Below are 18,894 nucleotides of genomic sequence, written 5' to 3'. Positions count from 1 at the left end.
AAGCTCACGCTTCGATCGATCAGTCGATGATCTTGACGACGCGGCGCGTGCGCGGCTCGACGATCACGCGGCGATCGTTCACGACCGCATAGCGGTATTCGGTGTAGTTCGGCACCGGCCGCAGCACCACGGTCGGCGGCAGTGGCTCGCCGACCACGACGCGCTCGTGGACCACGACGGAATCATCGCGCGGAATTCCGCCGAGGATCGCATTCGGGATTTCCAGGCCAGCGCCGACCGCCGCACCGACGGTACCACCGACCATCGCTCCGACCGGGCCGCCGATGTCGCCGCCCGCGCGAGCGCCGTCCCTGGCGCCCTGTTCGGTCGTCGACTGGGCAAAGGCTGCACTCGACGCCAGCAGCGACGCGGCAGCGAACGTAATCGCAAGACGGGTCTTCATGTGCTTATGTCTCCAGTGATTGTTGTGCGCCTTCAACCGCGGGGCCGGATCATTGTTCCGGTTCCCCGCCGGATCTAGGCAGAACTACAAGTGGAGACTGTTACCTGGTAACAGTTCAGGCTGCGGCGATCTCGTGCCGCGCCATCAGTTCCAGCGCACGCACCATTGCCGAGTGATCCCAACCCTTGCCGCCATGTGCGGTGCAAGACGAGAACAATTGCTGCGCCACTGCCGTGCTTGGCAGTGACAGGCCGAGCGCGCGGGCGCCTTCAAGCGCGAGGTTGAGATCCTTCTGGTGCAGCTCGATGCGGAAGCCGGGATCGAAATTGCGCTTCACCATGCGCTCGCCATGCACTTCGAGAATCCGGGACGACGCAAAGCCGCCCATCAGGGCCTGCCGCACCAGCGCCGGATCCGCACCGGCTTTCGACGCGAACAGCAGCGCTTCGCTGACCGCCTCGATCGTCAACGCGACGATGATCTGGTTGGCGACCTTCGTCGTCTGGCCGTCGCCATTGGCGCCGACCCGGGTGACGTTCTTCCCCATCCGGTCGAAGATCGGCTTCATGGTGTTGAAAGCGCGCTCGGGGCCACCCACCATGATGGTGAGGCTTGCCGCCTTGGCACCGACCTCCCCGCCTGACACCGGTGCGTCGAGATAATCCGCGCCGAGCGCCTCGATCTTCTTCGCAAACTCCTTGGTCGCCAGCGGCGAGATTGAGCTCATGTCGACCACGATCTTCCCCTTGGAAATGCCGCCCGCGACGCCGTCCTTGCCGAACAGCACGGCCTCCACATGCGGCGTATCCGGCACCATGATGATGACCGCATCCGCCTCCTCCGCGACCTCCTTGCTTGACTTGCAGCCAACGCCGCCGGCCGCGATCAGCTCGGGCGCGACCGGCCCGACATCGTGCAGGAGAACGCGATGGCCTGCGGTCAGAAGATGGCCGGCCATCGGCCGTCCCATGGTGCCAAGTCCGATAAAGCCGATGTCGATCATGTCAACGTTTCCTCAGGTCTCGAACGTCTGCGCCGCGTGCCAGGACAGGCCTTCCAGCGTCGTGGTGCGCGGCTTGTATTCGCAGCCGACCCAGCCGCGGTAACCGATCGCGTCGAGATGGCGGAACAGGAAGGGATAGTTGATCTCGCCGGTGCCAGGCTCGTGACGGCCGGGGTTGTCGGCGAGCTGGATGTGCGCGATCTGCGGCAGGTATTCCTGCATAGTACGGGCGAGGTCGCCCTCCATGATCTGCATGTGGTAGATGTCGTACTGGACGAACAGATTGTTCGAGCGCACCTCGGAGATCAGCTGCACGGCCTGCTCGGTGCCGTTCAGAAAGAAGCCGGGCATGTCGAGCGTGTTGATCGGCTCGATCAGCAGCTTGATGTTTTCCCGCGCCAGCGTCGACGCCGCAAAGCGCAGATTCCCAACCAGCGTTTCGTTGAGCTCACGCGGATCGGCATCCGCAGGCGCGATGCCGACGAGACAGTTGAGCTGCTCGCAATCGAGCGCCTTGGCATAGTCGATGGCGCGAAACACACCGTCCCTGAACTCGCTGATACGATCAGGCAGGATCGCGATGCCGCGCTCGCCCGCCCCCCAATTGCCGGCCGGCAGATTGTGCAGCACCTGCGTCAGCCCATGGCCGTCGAGTTGCTCGCGCAGCTGCGCCTTGTCGAATTCGTAGGGGAAGAGGTACTCGACCCCGCCGAAGCTCGCTGCTTTGGCCGCTGCGAAGCGGTCCACGAACGGCATTTCGTTGAAGAGCATGGTGAGGTTGGCGGCGAATTTCGGCATGATGCTATCTCCCTATTCCGCCGGCTGCAGCACGCCGGGCCGCGCGGTCGCGACCTCGTCGAGCGGCAGATCCAGCACCTCCTCGAATTCGACGATGTTGTCGATTTCCGTGCCCATCGCGATGTTGGTGACGCGTTCGAGGATGAACTCGACCATCACGGGCACGCGATGCTTGGCCATCCATTCGCGCGCGGTCGCGAACGCCGCCTGCGAGTCCTTCGGGTCGGTGACGCGGATCGCCTTGCAGCCGAGCCCTTCGGCGACAGCGACGTGATCGACACCGTAGCCGCCGAGCTCAGGCGCGTTGATGTTCTCGAACGAGAGCTGGACGTGATAGTCCATGTCGAAGCCGCGCTGGGCTTGGCGGATCAGGCCGAGATAGGAATTGTTCACGACGACGTGGATGTAGGGCAGATTGAATTGCGCCCCAACTGCGAGCTCCTCGATCAGGAATTGGAAATCGTAGTCGCCTGAGAGCGCGACGATATCACGATCCGGACACGCCGCGCGCACGCCGAGCGCCGCGGGTAGCGTCCAGCCGAGCGGGCCCGCCTGCCCGGCATTGATCCAGTTGCGCGGCTTGTAGACGCCCAGGAACTGCGCGCCGGCGATCTGCGACAGGCCGATCACGGAGACGTAGCAGGTGTCACGGCCAAACGCCTTGGTCATCTCCTCGTAGACGCGCTGGGGCTTGATCGGGACGTTATCGAAATGGCTCTTGCGCAACATTGTCTTCTTCCGGTCGCGGCAGGCAGCGGGCCACGCCTGGCGCTCGCGCAACCTGCCGGACCGGCGCCACTCCCTGGCGACGGTGACGAAGAGTTCGAGAGCGGCCTTCGCGTCCGAGACGATGCCGAGATCGGGATTGAACACGCGCCCGATCTGCGTCGGCTCGATGTCGACATGCACGAAGGTGCGCCCCTTGGTGTAGGTCTCGACCGAGCCGGTGTGGCGGTTGGCCCAGCGATTGCCGATGCCGAGCACGAAATCGGATTCGAGCATGGTGGCATTGCCGTAACGGTGACTGGTCTGAAGACCGACCATGCCGGCCATCAGCACGTGGTCGTCGGGGATGGCCCCCCAGCCCATCAGCGTCGGCACGACCGGCACGTTGGCAATCTCGGCGAATTCCACCAGCAGATCCGAGGCGTCGGCATTGATCACGCCGCCGCCCGCGACGATCAGCGGCCGTTCGGCCGCATTGAGCATCTCCAGCGCCTTCTCGACCTGCTTGCGGGTCGCGGTCGGCTTGTAGACCGGCAATGGCTCATAGGTCTCGTCGTCGAACTCGATCTCGGCGAGCTGCACGTCGAGCGGCATGTCGATCAGCACCGGGCCGGGCCTTCCCGAGCGCATCACGTGAAACGCCTGGCTGAACACGCGGGGCACCAGCGCCGGCTCGCGCACCGTCACCGCCCATTTGGTCACGGGCTTTGCGATCGACTCGATGTCGACGGCTTGGAAATCCTCCTTGTAGAGCCGCGCGCGCGGCGCCTGCCCGGTGATGCAGAGGATCGGGATGGAATCAGCGATCGCGGAATAGAGCCCGGTGATCATGTCGGTCCCGGCCGGCCCCGAGGTGCCGATGCAGACGCCGATATTGCCGGCCTTGGCCCGCGTATAGCCCTCGGCCATGTGCGAGGCACCCTCGACATGGCGCGCCAGGATATGGCGGATCGAGCCGCGCTTCTTCAGCGCCGAGTAAAGCGGATTGATCGCGGCCCCGGGAACGCCGAAGGCAGTCGAGATGCCCTCCTTCTCCAGAATTCGCACGGCAGCATCGATGGCTCGCATCTTCGCCATATCGGACCTCGCTTGAGTTGCATTGGCTCGAGCGAGATCATCGGGCCCGCGAGGGCTTCACTCAACGAGATCGATTTTATTTTCCACGATGCGGCAGCCGCGGAAAAAACGTGGCGGTCTCAATCGGTTAGATCGAGATATCCGTGAAAGCGATCACTCGAACAGCGGCGCCAGCTGCATCTGCGGCACCAGCACGAGGCCCTTGTCGGTGATACGAATTTCCGGAATGACCGATAGCGGAATCAGATTGAAACCCATGTAGGGGATGGTGCAGCCGGCCTCCGCCCATTCCTTCTTCAGCGCCTTGACCTCTTCCGCCACCTCCGTGACGCGCTTGTCGGACAAGAGCCCAGCGATCGGCAGCGGCACTAGCGCCCTCACCTTGCCCTCGGCGACGAGGCAGACGGCGCCCTGTTGCTCCTTGATGGCGGCGACCGCGACCTGCATATCGGCCTCGTTGGTGCCGGCAACGATGATGTTGTGGCTGTCGTGCCCGACGCTGGAGGCGACCGCGCCGCGCTTCAGTCCAAAGTCCTTCAACAGGCCGTAGGCGACATTGCCGGCCGACTTGCCGTGGCGTTCGACCACCGTGACGAAGCATAGGCCGTAGCGGGCGAACAGTGAGGGCCAGTCCTTTGCGGGCTCGATCGCGATCTTCTCATGGATCAGCGTGATGCCGGGCAACGCGGTCTTGATCGCGTTGACAGTGCAGGCCTTCGCCGGCAGCTCCGGCGTCAGCTTGACCTTCTCGGGCAGCTTCACCGTCGCATAGGCCGCCTGCGGATATTGATAGCGCTGCGACAGCGCCTGCTCGAGCTTCGGCGTGATTTTTCGGTTTTCGACCACGAGTTCGCCGCCATACCAGGTGCATTGCGGCTTCAGATTGTCGTCCATCAGCACCAGATCGGCGCGGCGCCCGCCGCCGAGCCCGCCGATATCGCTGTCCATGTTGAAGCGCGTCGCGCCATGCAGCGAGCCCATCGACCAGGCCTGCTCCGGCGACATCCCTGCTTTCACGGCTTCGCGCACAACCCAGTCGAGACCGAACAGCAGGAGATCGTCGGCGTCGCGATCGTCGGTGCACACGGCCGTGCGCTTGTGCGAGGCGCCGAGCTCGGTGATGGTCCGGATCGCCTGCGGCAGCGAGTGCCAGGGCGTGGTCGGCGGTCCCCCGCGCAGGAACACCCAGACCCCGGCATCGAGCAGATCGTCGGCGATGTCGCGGTCGATCGCCTCATGGGTGTCGGTGATGCCGCTCGCCGCATAGGCCGCAACGAAGTCGCGGCCATAGATATGGCCGGACACCGGCCGGCCGCGCTTCAGGGCGGCAGCGAGGATGGCGTGGCTTCGCTCATCGCCCATGGTGACAGGCACGAAATCCATCTTCTCGCCGAGCCCGACGGCTTCCGGCCAACGGTCGAACAGGCCGGCGATCTTGTCGGGCGTCAGATCGCCGCCCGCAGTCTCCAGTGCGGCCGAAGTCGCAGGAACCGTCGAGGGCACCGTCAGGAAGATCGAGAGCGGAGCCTCGCGTGCGTCCTCCAGCATCGCCTCGACGCCGACGACGTCCATGACGTTGCCGATCTCGTGGCTGTCGCAGAAGATTGTGGTGGTGCCGTTGAGCAGGGCGGCCTCGGCATAGGCGCAGGCCGTCACCATCGAGGATTCGATGTGGATGTGCGGGTCGACCAGCCCCGGCGCGATGATGCCGCCCGCCGCGTCGTAAACCGGCACGTCGCCGAAGACTTTCTTCGCAGCGCCGGCCGGCTTCATCGCAGCAATGCGGCCGCCGGTGATCCAGATTTCGCGGTTCGCATGGATGCGCTCCGAATAGGTCGAGAGCACCCGCGCGCCGGTGACGACGAGATCCGGCGCGACACGCGCCGAGGCCACATCGGCGAGACGCCGGGTCATCGAATGCAGCGGTGCGACGGCGAAGCGGGTAAGTCTGGTCATCAGAACCCTCGCGTGGCGTTATGGCCCTGCGATGGTTACGCCCTGCGCCCGACCGGGCAAGCGCAAATATAACGGCAGGCTCTGCTTACGCTTTAGGCGGAGAAGCGCCTGCCGCCGCTGGCCTCGCAGGTCTGCGCGAGTTCCGTCGTCGCGGGGCCGGTGCGGCAGCGGGCTTGACCCGAATCCGCATCGACCTCCCGTTCTGCTCGTCAATCTCGAACGCATTCGTCTTGCGCACGAGGTCACTCAGCTTGCGGAAGCCGAAGGTTCGCGGATCGAAATCGGACGCGAGATTGGCGAGCTGGCGGCCAACTTCCCCGAGCGTCACCCAGCCGTCCTCGCTCTCCATCTGGGTGATGACCTTCTTGATGATGGGGGTTGCGGCATCGAGCGGCTGAAGCGACGTCGATCTCGAGGCGGCGTCCTGGGTGTTCGCTGGGGCGGCAAGCAAGTTCTCCGTGTAGACGAACCTTCGACAGGCCTGCCGGAAGCTCTCCGGCGTCTTCTGTTCGCCGAACCCAAAGACGTCGATGCCCTGCTCCCGGATGCGGGCGGCCAGACGGGTGAAATCGCTGTCCGACGACACCAGGCAAAAGCCATCGAACCGGCCGCTGTGAAGCAGGTCCATTGCGTCGATGACCAGCGTGATGTCGGAGGCATTCTTCCCCGTCGTATAGGCGAACTGCTGCTGCGGGATGATGGCGTGTTTGGACAGGATGTCGGCCCAGCCCCTCGACCTGGCATTGGAGAAGTCGCCGTAGATGCGGCGAACGCTGGCCTCGCCGATCTTGGCAATCTCCTCGAACAGCCCATCGGCGATCTTTGCCGAAGCATTGTCTGCATCGATCAGGACAGCGAGACGGGGCGAACGGAGCTCTGACGGCATGACTTTTCCCACGAGATGAACGTAACATTAGAAGACACTCGCGGCGGAATGGCTAGTCCTCGTTCGCCTTGAAGCGTCCCATCCCTTTCAGCACGAAGGGTGCCAGCAGCGCGATGAACGCCAGCGCAAGCAGCGTCGCCGAGATCGGGCTCTGGAGCAACGTCATGGGATCGCCGAGACTGATCGCGAGCGCGCGACGCAGCTGGCTCTCGGCGATCGGGCCGAGGATCAGGCCGACCACGACGGGCGCGATCGGAAAATCGAACCGCCGCATCAGAAAGCCGAGCACGCCGAAGCCGGCCAGCATCGACAGTTCGACCACCGACGGCTTTGCGGCGATGGTGCCCATGGTCGCGAACACGAGGATGCCGGCATAGAGCCACGGCTGCGGGATCGCCAGCAGCCGCACCCACAGGCCAATCAGCGGCAGATTGAGCACCAGCAGCATGCAATTGGCGATGAACAGGCTCGCGATCAGGCCCCACACGAGGTCGGGCCGCTCGGCGAACAGCAGCGGCCCCGGGTTGAGGCCGTATTGCTGGAAGCCCGCCAGCATCATCGCGGCCGTCGCCGAGGTCGGCAATCCCAGCGTCAAGAGCGGCACCAGCGTGCCGGCAGCCGAAGCGTTGTTGGCGGCCTCCGGTCCTGCGACACCTTCGATCGCGCCCTTGCCGAATTCTTCGGGGTATTTGGTCAGTCGCTTCTCGCAGGAATAGGACAGGAAAGTCGGGATCTCCGCGCCGCCGGCAGGCAGCGCACCGATCGGGAAGCCGAACATGGTGCCGCGCAGCCACGGCTTCCACGATCGCTTCCAGTCTTCCTTGGTCATCCACAGCGAGCCGCGCACCGGCTCGAGCTTCTCTTCGGTGTGGTGGCGGCGCGATGCGACGTAGAGCGCCTCGCCCACCGCGAACAGGCCGACCGCGAGCGTCGTCACCTCGACGCCGTCGAGCAGCTCGGGCACCCCGAACGCAAGCCGCGCCTGACCGGTCAGCTTGTCTATACCGACGAGACCTAATGTCAGACCAATAAACAGGCTGGTCAGGCCGCGGATCGGGGAATCGCCGAAGGTCGCCGACACCGTGACGAAGGCGACGCACATCAGCGCGAAATAATCCTCCGGACCAAAGCGCACGGCGAAATCGACCAACCACGGCGCGAGAAAGGCAAGCCCGATGGTGGCAATGGTGCCCGCGACGAAGGAGCCGATCGCGGAGGTCGCGAGCGCCGGTCCGCCGCGGCCGGCCTTGGCCATCTTGTTGCCTTCGAGCGCCGTCGCCATCGAGGCGCTCTCGCCGGGCGTGTTGATCAAGATGGCCGTAGTCGATCCGCCATACATGCCGCCGTAATAGATGCCGGCAAACATGATCAGCGAACCGCCGGGATCGAGCTTGTACGTCACCGGCAGCAGCAGCGCGACCGTCAACGCCGGGCCGATGCCGGGCAGCACGCCCACGGCCGTGCCAAGGAACACGCCGATCAGGGCGTAGAGGAGATTCATCGGCTGGACGGCGACCGCCATGCCGTGGGCCAGCGCCGCGAAAGTTTCCATCACAGCAGTCGCTCCAGGGGGCCGGCTGGAAGACTCAACGTCAACAGGCGGTCGAACGCGAGGTAAATGAGGGTCGACATCACGAGGGCGATGGCGGAATCGACGAGGACAGCCCGGCGCCCAAATGCCGCCGAGGTCGTGACGAACAGCGCCGACGTCGCCAGGATGAACCCGCCGCCGAAGCCGATGATGGCAATCAGCAGCGCAAGGCCGGCGAGGATCAAGACCACAGGCACGGGATCTGCGCTCTCGCGCGCTGGCAGACCGCCGCGCAGCGCGTCAACGAGATTGCCGATCGCGAGCAGCGCGAGGCCGGAGGCGATCACGACCGGCATGGCTTCCGGCCCCATCCCGTACATCGCGGTCGATTGCAGGCCGTGCGCATCCCAGACCAGCACCGCGGCAAGACCTGCGAGCAGCGCGGCGATGACGACGCCGGCGCGATCGACGCGCCGCGGTGGCTGGACGGGATCGCCTGAGCTCATGACTTGACCAGGCCGACTGATCTCAGCACGTCCGTCACACGCACCGTTTCTTTCTTCAGGAAATCGGCGAAGGCGTCACCGCTGAGATAGGCATCCTCCCAGCCCTTCTGCTTGAGGATGTCTTTCCAGGCGTCCGACTTCACCATCTTCTCGACCGCGTCGCTCAGCGTCTTGCGCTGCTCCGGCGTGATTCCGGGAGGCGCGACCACCGAGCGCCAGTTGGCGATCACGAGGTCGATGCCCTGCTCCTTGAAGGTCGGGATGTCGCTGCCTGGAATGCGCTTCTCCGAGGTCACGCCGATCGCGCGCAGCTTGCCCGACTTGATCTGCCCATCATATTCGCTGAGGCCGGAAATGCCGGCAGTGACCTTCGCGCCGAGAATGGCGGCGAGCGACTCGCCGCCGCCCGAAAACGGGATGTAGTTGATCTTCTTCGCGTCGGCGCCAACGGCGCCGGCGAACAATGCTGCCATCACATGATCGACGCCACCGGCCGAGCCCCCGGCGAAGGTCACTTTGGCGATGTCGGCCTTCACCGCTGCGGCCAGATCCTGCGCGGTCTTGATCGGAGAATTCGCCGGCACCACGATCACCTGGATTTCCTCGGTGAGGCGCGCGATCGGCGTCACCTGCTCGAGCGTGACGGGTGATTTGTTCATGGCGAGCGCGCCCACCATGACGAAGCCGTTGACCATCAGCTGGTTGCCGTCGCCCTTGGCGCCGTTGACGAACTGCGCGATGCCGACACTGCCGCCTGCGCCGGGAACGTTGGTGACCTGCACGCTGCGTGCGACGCCGGCAGCGACCAGCGCCTGCTGCATCGAGCGCGCGGTCTGGTCCCAACCACCGCCCGGCGCCGCCGGTGCCATCAGCTTGAGCTCGAGCTGCTGGGCAAAGGCCGGCGTGGCTGCCGCAAGGGTCAGCGCGACGGCTGCGCCGACGAGGCGCGCGGGAAGTTGAAACATGGGACGTCTCCGGGCTCATGCGGACGTTTGCCGCATCGTGTCGTTTGGTCGCATATCAGCCAAAACGGCCGACACTGTCCAGTGACATACCCCCGGTTTCCGATTAGCGGGGCGTCGGAATTGCCCCGCCGAGCGCTGCCGTCAGTTCGGCGGCAACATCACGGACGATTTGCCCGATTTCCGGTAACCGCTGATCGGTCAGCCGGCTGGTCATGCCGGACACCGAAATCGCAGCAAGCGGCTCGGCGCAGGCGTTGTAGACCACCGCTGCAACGCAGCGCAGGCCCATGCAGGCCTCTTCATCATCCAGCGCGTAGCCTTGCTTGCGGATCTTTTCGAGCTCCTTGAACAGGTCGCTCGGCCGCACGATCGACTTCTCGGTCAGGCGTGGCATGCCGTGATGGCGGATGACGGCGCCGACGTCCTCGTCGGAATAGGTCGCGAGCACCGCCTTGCCGACGCCGGAGGTCACCATCGGAACGCGGCCGCCGACTTGGGTCAGCGAGCGCATGATCTCGCGGCTCTCCATCCGGGTCAGCACGATGATGAACTCGTCGTCGACCACGGCGAGATTGGCGGTCTCGCGGGTAAGATCACGCAGCTTGCGCAAGTAAGGAATGGCCTGGGCACTGAAATTGCGCCGCCGCGCAAAGCTCGCGCCCACCGTGAAGCTGCGCACGCCGACATGCCATTTGGATTCGGCGCGGTCGAACTGCACGAAGCGGCGGCTTTCCAGCGTCGCCAGCAGGCGATGCACGGTCGAGGCCGAGAGCCCGGTGCGGACGGCGAGATCGCTGAGGCGATAGCCTTCGTCGTCTTCGGACAATGTCTCGAGGATCGACAGCGCGCGATCGACGGACTGCACGCCGCCGTCGCGCGCGTCGTGATCGGCCGCCGATGGCGATCGGGGCTCGATCGATTTGCGCCGGATCACGTTCCTGCCCATCGCGACCTGACTGTTCTCACCTCTCCCCGCGCGCGGGGAGAGGTGAAGCGGCATCGTCGGCTCAGAGCAGCCCTGCTCCGCGCGCCCATTTGTACTTGGCACCGAGGACCTCGACCGGCAGTTCGGTCGAGTAGGCATAGGCCGGAATGCCGTTCTGGTAGAGATATTCGGCGGCTTCCTCAACCTCGACGTCGCCGGCGAGCGAGGCGACGATCGGCTTCACGAAGCCCTTGGCCTCCATCTCCTTCTTCACCTCGACCATGTTGCGGGCGAACACCATCGGCGGCGTGACGATGGTGTGCCAGTAGCCGAGGATCAGCGAGTGGATGCGCTCGTCCGTCAGGCCGAGTTTTACGGTGTTGACGTAGGTGATCGGCGGCTCACCGCCGGTGATGTCCACGGGATTTCCGGCCGCGCCAAACGGCGGGATGAACTTGCGGAAGGCCGCATCCAGATCCGGCGGCATCGACATCAGCGACAAGCCGTTGTCGACGCAGGAGTCCGACAACAGCACGCCCGAACCGCCTGCACCGGTAATGATCAGCACGTTCTCGCCCTTCGGCGTCGGCAGCACCGGCACGCCGCGCGCGAATTCGAGCAGCTGCCGCAAGCTACGGGCGCGGATCACGCCGGACTGGGCCAGGACATCCTCGTAGATCTTGTCGTTGCCGGCGAGCGCGCCGGTGTGCGACGAGGCCGCCTTGGCACCGGCGGAGGTGCGGCCGGCCTTGAGCACGATGACCGGTTTTTTCTTGGAGACGCGTTTTGCGGCTTCCGCAAAGGCGCGGCCGTCCTTGAGGTCTTCGCAGTGCTGCGCGATCAGGTTCGTGTTCGGATCCTGCTCGAAGAAGGCGAGCAGATCGTCCTCGTCGATGTCGGACTTGTTGCCGAGGCCGACGATCGCCGACACGCCCATCTTGGCCGAACGGGAGAAGCCGATGATGGCCATGCCGATGCCGCCCGATTGCGAAGACAGTGCCGCGTGGCCCTTGACATCATAGGCGGTGCAGAAGGTCGCGCAGAGGTTGGCAGGCGTATAATAGAAGCCGTAGATGTTCGGTCCCATCAGGCGGATGTCGTACTTCTTGCCGACTTCGACGATCTCGGCCTGGAGCTCCGGCGCGCCGGCTTCCGCGAAGCCCGACGGAATCAGAACCGCGCCGGGAATTTTCTTCTCGCCGCATTCGGTGAGCGCCGCGGCCACGAACTTCGCGGGAATTGCGAACACCGCGGTGTCGATCACGCCGGGCACGTCCTTGACGCTCTTATACGCCTTGTAGCCGAGGATCTCGGCGGCCTTGGGATGAATCGGGTAGATGTCGCCCTTGTAGCCGCCGTTGATGAGGTTCTTCATCACGGAATTTCCGATCTTGCCGTCTTCGGCTGAAGCGCCGACCACTGCAACCGCCTTCGGCTGCATGATGCGGCTCATGGCCGCGACGATCTCTTCGGTCGGGCGCGGCTTCGGCTTGGGCACGTAAGCGAAGTCGACGACGATGCGGACGTCGGCCGCGATGGCGTCCTTGGCCGTCGCGAACACCGGGTTGAGATCGAGCTCGACGATCTCGGGGAAATCCGTGACGAGCTGCGAGACCTTGACGATGACATCCGCAAGCGCGGTGCGGTTCACCGGCTCGCCACCGCGAACGCCCTTCAAAATCTCATGCGCCTGGATGCCGTCGAGCATCGACAGCGCATCTTGCTTGGTCGCGGGCGCGAGGCGGAAGGTTATGTCCTTCAGAACTTCGACCAGCACGCCGCCGAGGCCGAAGGCAACCAGCTTGCCGAACGAGGCGTCGGTGATCGACCCCACGATCACTTCGGTGCCGCCGGCCAGCATCTGCTGCACCTGGACACCCTCGATCTTGGCATCGGACTTGTACTTCCTGGCGTTGGAGAGAATCGTCTCGTAGGCCTTCTCGGCGTCTTCGGCCGTCTTGAGGCCGACGATGACACCGCCGGCTTCGGTCTTGTGGAGAATGTCCGGCGAGACGATCTTCATCACCACCGGAAACCCCATCGAGGCGGCCATTTTGCCGGCCTCGCCGGCCGACTTCGCCACACCCTCCTTCGGCACCGCAATGCCGTAGGCGTCGCAGACCAGCTTGCCTTCCGGCGCGGTCAGGCTGGTGCGCTTGTCCGCCTTGACCTGGTCAAGCACCTTGCGGACGGCATCTTTGGAATTGGACATGTGGCTCTCCCTTGACCTTGGTTCTTGCGTTCTCAAAGCGCGCGCGCGTTGCGGCTGCCCGTGATGCTTTCCATTCGCCGCGCTCTGTTCCATGTCGCGGAACGGAGTGGCATAAAGCCGAGATTACTCCGCCGGCTTGGATCAAAAATGGCTGGCGATGGCATTTGGTATGCCAGAAGCCAACTTGTCAAGCTGCAGCGCACCTTAGAACGCTGCAAAAAATAGGCAGCTTGACATTCTGGTATTTGGTATGCCAAAAACTTTCCCGTTAATAATCCTGTAAAAGACGACTCCCACTGGAGGAGATTCGTCGTGTCACTGCGGAAACCAACCAAGGCGTTGCCGAACATGGCCGAGGCAGATATCGCAATCGTTCGTATTGCCCCGGAGTCGAGCTTCAAGAACAAGGCGTATGACGCCTTGAAGGAAGCCATCCTCAAGATGGACATCTACTCGACGCCCGAACCCGTCATGCTCGACGAGCGCGCGTTGTCCGAGCGCCTCGGCGTGAGCCGCACGCCGATCCGCGAAGCCATCGCGATGCTAGAGCAAGACGGTTTCGTGAAGACGGTTCCTCGCCGCGGCATCATGGTGGTCCGAAGGACCAAGAGCGAGATCGTCGACATGATCCGCGCCTGGGCGGCGCTGGAGAGCATGGCGGCTCGCCTCATCACCGCCACAGCGCGCAAGAAAGACATCACGGCGCTGCGCGACTACTTCAAGGAATTTGGCAAGGATCGCCTGCCCGAGGATCACGTCGAGGAATATTCGCGCGCCAACATCGCCTTCCACCAGGCGCTGATCTCGCTGTCGGAATCACCGGTGCTGGTCGATCTCACCAACGACTTGCTGCTGCATGTGCGTGGCTATCGGCAATTGACCATCGGACGCAAGGACCGCACCGCGACGTCGCTTCCCGAGCATCTCGGCATGATCGAAGCCCTGGAGGCGCGCGATACCGAGCTCGCCGAGAAGCGCGCCCGCGATCACACCCTTGGCCTTGCCGCTTACGTCGAAGCGCATGGTCAGGAACTCTTCTAGCCGGCAACGTTCACCAAAGGGCGAGGCATCGCCCCCAAAAGCCTGAAACGGCATCTTGAGACCAGGGAGACAAGGCCCATGCTGAATACCGCGACCAAGTCCGAAGCACCGGGCACCGAGCAGGAATTGACGGATGGTTTTCATCTCGTCATTGACGCGCTCAAGCTGAACGGCATCAACACCATCTATAATGTGCCGGGCATCCCGATCACGGATTTGGGCCGCATGGCGCAGGCGGCCGGTATTCGCATGATTTCGTTCCGCCACGAGCAGAACGCCGGTTATGCGGCGGGCATCGCCGGCTACCTCACCAAGAAGCCCGGCATCTGCCTCACCGTCTCCGCGCCCGGCTTCCTCAACGGTCTCACCGCGCTCGCCCACGCCACCACCAACTGCTACCCGATGATCCTGATCTCGGGCTCCTCCGAGCGCGAGATCGTCGACCTCCAGCAGGGCGACTATGAAGAGATGGACCAGCTCGCGATCGCCAAGCCGCTGTGCAAGGCAGCCTACCGTGTGCTGCACGCCCAGGACATCGGCATTGGTCTTGCCCGTGCCATCCGTGCCGCCGTCTCCGGCCGTCCGGGCGGCGTCTATCTCGACCTGCCGGCAAAGCTGTTCGGCCAGGTGATGAACGCCGATGCCGGCCAGAAGTCGCTGGTCAAGGTAATCGACGCGGCTCCCGCGCAGATCCCCTCGCCCGCTTCGATCAAGCGCGCGCTTGATGTTTTGAAGAGCGCAAAGCGCCCTCTCATCATCCTCGGCAAGGGCGCGGCCTACGCGCAGGCCGACGAGGAGATCAAAACCTTCGTCGAGAAGAGCGGTATCCCCTTCCTGCCGATGAGCATGGCCAAGGGTCTCCTCTCAGACACCCATCCGCAGTGCGCAGGCGCTGCCCGCTCGACGGTGCTGAAGGAATCCGACGTCGTCCTGCTGATCGGCGCCCGGCTGAACTGGCTGCTCTCGCACGGCAAGGGCAAGAACTGGGGCGAAGCGCCCAAGAAGTTCATCCAGGTCGACATCGAACCGCGCGAGATGGACTCCAACGTCGAGATCGTCGCGCCCGTCGTCGGCGACATCGGCTCGGTCGTCTCCGCCTTCAACCAGGCGATGGCTTCGGGCTGGACCGCCCCGCCTGCCGAATGGACCAAGGCGATTTCGACCAAGCGCGAAGAGAACGTCGCCAAGATGGCGCCGAAGCTCATGAACAACAAATCGCCGATGGACTATCACGGCGCGCTCGGCGTGCTGAAAAACGTCATCAAGGATCATCCCGAGGCGATCCTCGTCAACGAGGGCGCCAACACGCTCGACCTCGCCCGCGGCGTCATCGACATGTATCGCCCACGCAAGCGTCTCGACGTCGGCACCTGGGGCGTGATGGGCATTGGCATGGGCCAGGCGATCGCGGCTGCTCTCGAGACCGGCCATCCCGTGCTCGCGGTCGAAGGCGACTCGGCCTTCGGCTTCTCCGGCATGGAGGTCGAGACCATCTGCCGCTACAATTTGCCGATCTGCGTCGTCATCTTCAACAATGACGGCATCTATCGCGGCACCGACGTCAACGGCGCCAACGCCGATCCGGCGACGACGGTGTTCGTCAAGGGCGCCCGCTACGACAAGATGATGGAAGCCTTCGGCGGCGTCGGCGTCAATGCCACCTCACCGGACGAGCTCAAGCGCGCCGTCAACGAGGCCATGGCTTCGGGCAAGCCGACGCTCATCAACGCCGTGATCGATCCGGCCGCCGGTTCCGAGAGCGGCCGCATCGGCAACCTCAATCCGCAGAGCGTTCTGCAGAAGAAGAAGTAAGCATCCCCGTCAACCCACAAGGTCCCTGCGGGTGCAGGGGTAGATCAGAGTACGGAGCAACACGATGACAAAAGCGCTCGAGGGCGTTCGCATTCTCGACTTCACCCACGTCCAGTCCGGGCCGACCTGCACGCAGTTGCTCGCATGGTTCGGCGCCGACGTGATCAAGGTGGAGCGCCCGGGCGTGGGTGACATCACCCGCGGCCAGCTGCAGGACATCCCGAATGTGGACAGCCTGTATTTCACCATGCTCAACCACAACAAGCGCTCGATCACGCTCGACACCAAGAACCCCAAGGGCAAGGAAGTCCTCACCGAGCTCATCAAGAAGTGCGACGTGTTGGTCGAGAATTTCGGCCCCGGCGTGCTCGACCGCATGGGCTTCCCCTGGGAGAAGATCCAGGCGATCAACCCGAAGATGATCGTCGCCTCTATTAAGGGCTTTGGTCCCGGACCATACGAGGACTGCAAGGTTTATGAGAACGTCGCCCAGTGCACCGGCGGCGCCGCCTCCACCACCGGCTTCCGCGACGGCTTGCCCCTCGTGACCGGCGCGCAGATCGGCGACAGCGGCACCGGTCTGCATCTGGCGCTCGGCATCGTCACCGCACTCTATCAGCGCACCCATTCCGGCAAGGGCCAGCGCGTCACCGCCGCGATGCAGGACGGCGTGCTCAATCTCGCGCGCGTCAAGCTGCGCGACCAGCAGCGCCTCGCCCATGGTCCGCTCAAGGAATACAGCCAGTTCGGCGAAGGCATTCCGTTCGGCGATGCCGTGCCGCGTGCCGGCAACGATTCCGGCGGCGGCCAGCCCGGCCGCATCCTGAAGTGCAAGGGCTGGGAGACCGATCCCAACGCCTATATCTACTTCATCACCCAGGCCCCGGTCTGGGAGAAGATCTGCGACGTGATCGGTGAGCCCTCCTGGAAGACCGATCCGAACTACGCCAAGCCGGCCGTCCGCCTGCCGCGCCTGAATGAGATCTTCGGCCGCATCGAACAATGGACGATGACGAAGACGAAGTTCGAGGCGATGGAAATCCTCAACAAGGACGACATTCCCTGCGGCCCGATCCTGTCGATGAAGGAGATCGCCGAGGACCAGTCGCTGCGCGCGACCGGCACCGTGGTCGAGGTCGACCACCCCACCCGCGGCAAGTACATCTCCGTCGGCAACCCGATCAAGCTGTCGGACTCCCCGAGCGAGGTGGAGCGATCCCCGCTGCTCGGCGAGCACACCGACGAGATCCTGCGCACCGTGCTGGGCTTCTCGGACCATCAGGTCGCCGATATCCACAAGTCCGGCGCGCTCGATCCGCCGCAGAAGCAGGCCGCCGAATAAGCGGGCTTATCTCACGACGCGAAAGGCCGCCGGCTTCGGCGGCCTTTTTGTTGGCGCGCAAAGGCTGCATCGCACGATCGGCGCGCTTGCCGCGCCGCCAAGGCTGGATTAAAGATTGGTTCGCGAGGAACAGATGCGGTGGCCGGCCGTTGCTCCCTCGACCGGTGTGCTCCCGGAAATGCGAGCATGCCGGAAATGCCAGCATGCCATCTCCACGGCGAGTGCAGTACGCCTCGCAAAGACCCTGCCCCACGCTGAAGAACTGGTCGCCTTCGCTTCCGAGGATGGCAAGTCGGCCTTTCAGTTCGGGCACGGGTGGCGTCGCGTCCGGCACTCGCCAGGACCACGCTCGTTGATCAAATTGAGGGCTTAAATGTCGAAAGATCAATCCTCTGATCGCGCCAAGCGTGAAGCCAACAAGGCGTTCAAGCCTGCGACAACGCAGAAGCCGATCAATGACTATGCGAAGGACCAGAACTCCTTCAACGAGAATCGCGAACGGCTGAAAGCGGAGCGATTGGCCCGGGAGGCGAAGCCGGGAAGCGGCTCCGAATAGGCACGACGATCCCAGACTCCGACCGCGAATTCCGCTAAAGGCGGGGCGCCGAAATCCGCCTGGTCTACAGCATCGAGAGCACGACGATTCCGTCTTCGACTGCACCAGAAGCGAGCTGCGCCCGCGCCATGCGCTCGAACTCGGTCCGGTTCTTGCGAAGATAACTGAAAGCCTGCTTCTGCGTCAGGAACGTCGTCGCAAGACGGCACATCTGTCGTCCCGCGCCAAGCGCGAGAAAGAAGGTGATGGTGCCACCGCCATCCGACTTTATTCTAGGCACGACCCGCACTCTTTGGCATGTGATCGGCCCTCTCCAAATTGTCCTCGGCGCAATGGAAGCCAGTTATGGCGTCACCTTCTTCTTGCGCTTCGTCGGGACGGGCGGCGGCAGCGACGCCTGAAGGGCGGCGTCTGCCGCTTCCTTGGCCTGGCGCAGCTCTCGAAGCCGCGCCATGTTCTTGCGAACATCGACGGCTTGCTTTCCAACGTCCACCATCGCCCGCGCGCCTTCCTCAGCGGCCAAACGCTGACGGTTAGAACGCGCGATGCTTTCGGGTGACGGTTCGGCCGGTCTCTTGGCGCTCATTATTCACCCTGCTCTGCAACGGACAAAAACCCGCTCAATCCTGGGATCGAGCGGGTGGCATGGCCGTTTCAGTACATCCGTGAAACGGCACCAAGGCTTAGGCCAGCGAGAGATTCTCAGCGCTGACCTTGCCCCGCATCTTGTCGGTCTTGAGTTCGAAGTTGACCTTTTGGCCTTCAGCGAGACCTGCAAGACCAGCCCGCTCGACCGCGCTGATGTGAACGAACACATCGTTGCCGCCGTCGTTCGGCTGAATGAATCCAAAGCCCTTCTGGCCGTTAAACCACTTTACAGTACCTGTCGTCATTTTCTTCTCCAAAGCGCATACGCGCAGGTTCCGCGTGATCGTCACGCAGAACAAATTCTATTCGTCGATGTCTATGGAAAAGGAGCCCGCGGGCGCATTCAACAAGGCACAGCGGCTGAACGAACAGCCTCAACGTATACCTCATCCTCGCCATTTGCAAGGCTTGACGGAATTTAACGGCTCGGGAGCCCGGCGGTAGGTGCAGGACGCGCGCTATTCAGCGCTCATCTTTCGCCCCCCGGCGAGCTGCTCTCGAAGGCTG

At 63.9% G+C, this 18,894-nt stretch carries 18 protein-coding genes; 4 read left to right on the top strand and 14 right to left on the bottom strand.

Going from position 1 to position 18,894, the window contains the following annotated elements:
- Positions 1-19: 19 nt before the first annotated feature.
- From IVB42_RS34490 to IVB42_RS34440, 11 genes are all read right to left on the bottom strand, one after another.
- A complete protein-coding gene (locus IVB42_RS34490; RefSeq protein ID WP_018458594.1) occupies positions 20-403 on the bottom strand; it encodes a DUF1236 domain-containing protein in 384 nt (127 codons plus the stop codon).
- A 115-nt stretch (positions 404-518) separates the two neighbouring features.
- Positions 519-1,406: a 2-hydroxy-3-oxopropionate reductase gene (locus tag IVB42_RS34485; protein WP_085352323.1), complete on the bottom strand. Its 888-nt coding sequence runs from the start codon at positions 1,404-1,406 to the stop codon at positions 519-521.
- Between the two features lie 12 nt (positions 1,407-1,418).
- On the bottom strand, positions 1,419-2,204 hold the full coding sequence (gene hyi, locus IVB42_RS34480; RefSeq protein ID WP_247393889.1) for a hydroxypyruvate isomerase: 786 nt from the start codon (positions 2,202-2,204) through the stop codon (positions 1,419-1,421).
- Positions 2,205-2,216: 12 nt separating this feature from the next.
- On the bottom strand, positions 2,217-4,007 hold the full coding sequence (gene gcl, locus IVB42_RS34475; RefSeq protein WP_018458591.1) for a glyoxylate carboligase: 1,791 nt from the start codon (positions 4,005-4,007) through the stop codon (positions 2,217-2,219).
- Positions 4,008-4,160: 153 nt separating this feature from the next.
- A complete protein-coding gene (locus IVB42_RS34470) occupies positions 4,161-5,963 on the bottom strand; it encodes an adenine deaminase C-terminal domain-containing protein (protein ID WP_247393892.1) in 1,803 nt (600 codons plus the stop codon).
- 85 nt (positions 5,964-6,048) lie between these two features.
- Positions 6,049-6,849: an NYN domain-containing protein gene (locus IVB42_RS34465; RefSeq protein ID WP_085352320.1), complete on the bottom strand. Its 801-nt coding sequence runs from the start codon at positions 6,847-6,849 to the stop codon at positions 6,049-6,051.
- Between the two features lie 52 nt (positions 6,850-6,901).
- Positions 6,902-8,401, bottom strand: a complete 1,500-nt coding sequence (locus IVB42_RS34460) for a tripartite tricarboxylate transporter permease (RefSeq protein WP_247393907.1) — start codon at positions 8,399-8,401, stop codon at positions 6,902-6,904.
- Entirely contained in the window at positions 8,401-8,886 is a 486-nt protein-coding gene (locus tag IVB42_RS34455) for a tripartite tricarboxylate transporter TctB family protein (protein WP_247393909.1), read from the bottom strand. The genes IVB42_RS34460 and IVB42_RS34455 overlap by 1 nt, the downstream gene beginning before the upstream one ends.
- Complete coding sequence (locus IVB42_RS34450) at positions 8,883-9,851, bottom strand: tripartite tricarboxylate transporter substrate binding protein (RefSeq protein WP_247393911.1); 969 nt, start codon at positions 9,849-9,851, stop codon at positions 8,883-8,885. Before IVB42_RS34450 ends, IVB42_RS34455 begins: the two co-directional genes overlap by 4 nt.
- A gap of 103 nt (positions 9,852-9,954) precedes the next feature.
- A complete protein-coding gene (locus tag IVB42_RS34445) occupies positions 9,955-10,797 on the bottom strand; it encodes an IclR family transcriptional regulator (protein WP_018458585.1) in 843 nt (280 codons plus the stop codon).
- 61 nt (positions 10,798-10,858) lie between these two features.
- Positions 10,859-12,988, bottom strand: coding sequence for an acetate--CoA ligase family protein (locus IVB42_RS34440; RefSeq protein WP_018458584.1), 2,130 nt, complete (start codon positions 12,986-12,988; stop codon positions 10,859-10,861).
- Between the two features lie 348 nt (positions 12,989-13,336).
- Here IVB42_RS34440 and IVB42_RS34435 point away from each other — a divergent pair, with 348 nt between their 5' ends.
- The 4 genes from IVB42_RS34435 (at position 13,337) to IVB42_RS34420 (ending at position 17,739) form a co-directional block, all read left to right on the top strand.
- The gene (locus IVB42_RS34435) at positions 13,337-14,029 is read left to right on the top strand and encodes a GntR family transcriptional regulator (protein ID WP_162496371.1); all 693 of its coding nucleotides are present in this window, start codon (positions 13,337-13,339) and stop codon (positions 14,027-14,029) included.
- A 78-nt stretch (positions 14,030-14,107) separates the two neighbouring features.
- A complete protein-coding gene (oxc, locus tag IVB42_RS34430; protein ID WP_007608367.1) occupies positions 14,108-15,841 on the top strand; it encodes an oxalyl-CoA decarboxylase in 1,734 nt (577 codons plus the stop codon).
- Positions 15,842-15,905: 64 nt separating this feature from the next.
- Complete coding sequence (gene frc / locus IVB42_RS34425; RefSeq protein WP_018458582.1) at positions 15,906-17,183, top strand: formyl-CoA transferase; 1,278 nt, start codon at positions 15,906-15,908, stop codon at positions 17,181-17,183.
- A gap of 373 nt (positions 17,184-17,556) precedes the next feature.
- Positions 17,557-17,739 carry a hypothetical protein gene (locus tag IVB42_RS34420; RefSeq protein ID WP_007608360.1) on the top strand — a complete coding sequence of 61 codons (183 nt, stop codon included), beginning with the start codon at positions 17,557-17,559 and terminating at the stop codon, positions 17,737-17,739.
- A 64-nt stretch (positions 17,740-17,803) separates the two neighbouring features.
- Here IVB42_RS34420 and IVB42_RS34415 read toward each other — a convergent pair whose 3' ends face one another.
- The 3 genes from IVB42_RS34415 to IVB42_RS34405 all read right to left on the bottom strand — a co-directional run bounded on the left by IVB42_RS34415 (position 17,804) and on the right by IVB42_RS34405 (position 18,632).
- A complete protein-coding gene (locus tag IVB42_RS34415) occupies positions 17,804-18,028 on the bottom strand; it encodes a hypothetical protein (protein ID WP_026233616.1) in 225 nt (74 codons plus the stop codon).
- Positions 18,029-18,082: 54 nt separating this feature from the next.
- Positions 18,083-18,325: a hypothetical protein gene (locus IVB42_RS34410; RefSeq protein WP_026233615.1), complete on the bottom strand. Its 243-nt coding sequence runs from the start codon at positions 18,323-18,325 to the stop codon at positions 18,083-18,085.
- Between the two features lie 97 nt (positions 18,326-18,422).
- Positions 18,423-18,632, bottom strand: coding sequence for a cold-shock protein (locus IVB42_RS34405; RefSeq protein ID WP_007593324.1), 210 nt, complete (start codon positions 18,630-18,632; stop codon positions 18,423-18,425).
- Positions 18,633-18,894: the final 262 nt, after the last annotated feature.

The organism is Bradyrhizobium sp. 45, assembly GCF_023073155.1.
GTDB classification, from domain to species: domain Bacteria; phylum Pseudomonadota; class Alphaproteobacteria; order Rhizobiales; family Xanthobacteraceae; genus Bradyrhizobium; species Bradyrhizobium canariense_D.
The sequence above is the reverse complement of the archived record's forward strand: the minus strand, read 5'-3'. Positions and strand labels throughout refer to the sequence as shown.

Excerpts from the sequence above, each read along its gene's own strand:
- IVB42_RS34490 (WP_018458594.1), bottom strand. The coding sequence starts at position 403 with ATGAAGACCCGTCTTGCGATTACGTTCGCTGCCGCGTCGCTGCTGGCG.
- IVB42_RS34485 (WP_085352323.1), bottom strand. The coding sequence starts at position 1,406 with ATGATCGACATCGGCTTTATCGGACTTGGCACCATGGGACGGCCGATG.
- hyi (WP_247393889.1), bottom strand. The coding sequence starts at position 2,204 with ATGCCGAAATTCGCCGCCAACCTCACCATGCTCTTCAACGAAATGCCG.
- gcl (WP_018458591.1), bottom strand. The coding sequence starts at position 4,007 with ATGGCGAAGATGCGAGCCATCGATGCTGCCGTGCGAATTCTGGAGAAG.
- IVB42_RS34470 (WP_247393892.1), bottom strand. The coding sequence starts at position 5,963 with ATGACCAGACTTACCCGCTTCGCCGTCGCACCGCTGCATTCGATGACC.
- IVB42_RS34465 (WP_085352320.1), bottom strand. The coding sequence starts at position 6,849 with ATGCCGTCAGAGCTCCGTTCGCCCCGTCTCGCTGTCCTGATCGATGCA.
- IVB42_RS34460 (WP_247393907.1), bottom strand. The coding sequence starts at position 8,401 with ATGGAAACTTTCGCGGCGCTGGCCCACGGCATGGCGGTCGCCGTCCAG.
- IVB42_RS34455 (WP_247393909.1), bottom strand. The coding sequence starts at position 8,886 with ATGAGCTCAGGCGATCCCGTCCAGCCACCGCGGCGCGTCGATCGCGCC.
- IVB42_RS34450 (WP_247393911.1), bottom strand. The coding sequence starts at position 9,851 with ATGTTTCAACTTCCCGCGCGCCTCGTCGGCGCAGCCGTCGCGCTGACC.
- IVB42_RS34445 (WP_018458585.1), bottom strand. The coding sequence starts at position 10,797 with ATGGGCAGGAACGTGATCCGGCGCAAATCGATCGAGCCCCGATCGCCA.
- IVB42_RS34440 (WP_018458584.1), bottom strand. The coding sequence starts at position 12,988 with ATGTCCAATTCCAAAGATGCCGTCCGCAAGGTGCTTGACCAGGTCAAG.
- IVB42_RS34435 (WP_162496371.1), top strand. The coding sequence starts at position 13,337 with ATGGCCGAGGCAGATATCGCAATCGTTCGTATTGCCCCGGAGTCGAGC.
- oxc (WP_007608367.1), top strand. The coding sequence starts at position 14,108 with ATGCTGAATACCGCGACCAAGTCCGAAGCACCGGGCACCGAGCAGGAA.
- frc (WP_018458582.1), top strand. The coding sequence starts at position 15,906 with ATGACAAAAGCGCTCGAGGGCGTTCGCATTCTCGACTTCACCCACGTC.
- IVB42_RS34420 (WP_007608360.1), top strand. The coding sequence starts at position 17,557 with ATGTCGAAAGATCAATCCTCTGATCGCGCCAAGCGTGAAGCCAACAAG.
- IVB42_RS34410 (WP_026233615.1), bottom strand. The coding sequence starts at position 18,325 with ATGAGCGCCAAGAGACCGGCCGAACCGTCACCCGAAAGCATCGCGCGT.
- IVB42_RS34405 (WP_007593324.1), bottom strand. The coding sequence starts at position 18,632 with ATGACGACAGGTACTGTAAAGTGGTTTAACGGCCAGAAGGGCTTTGGA.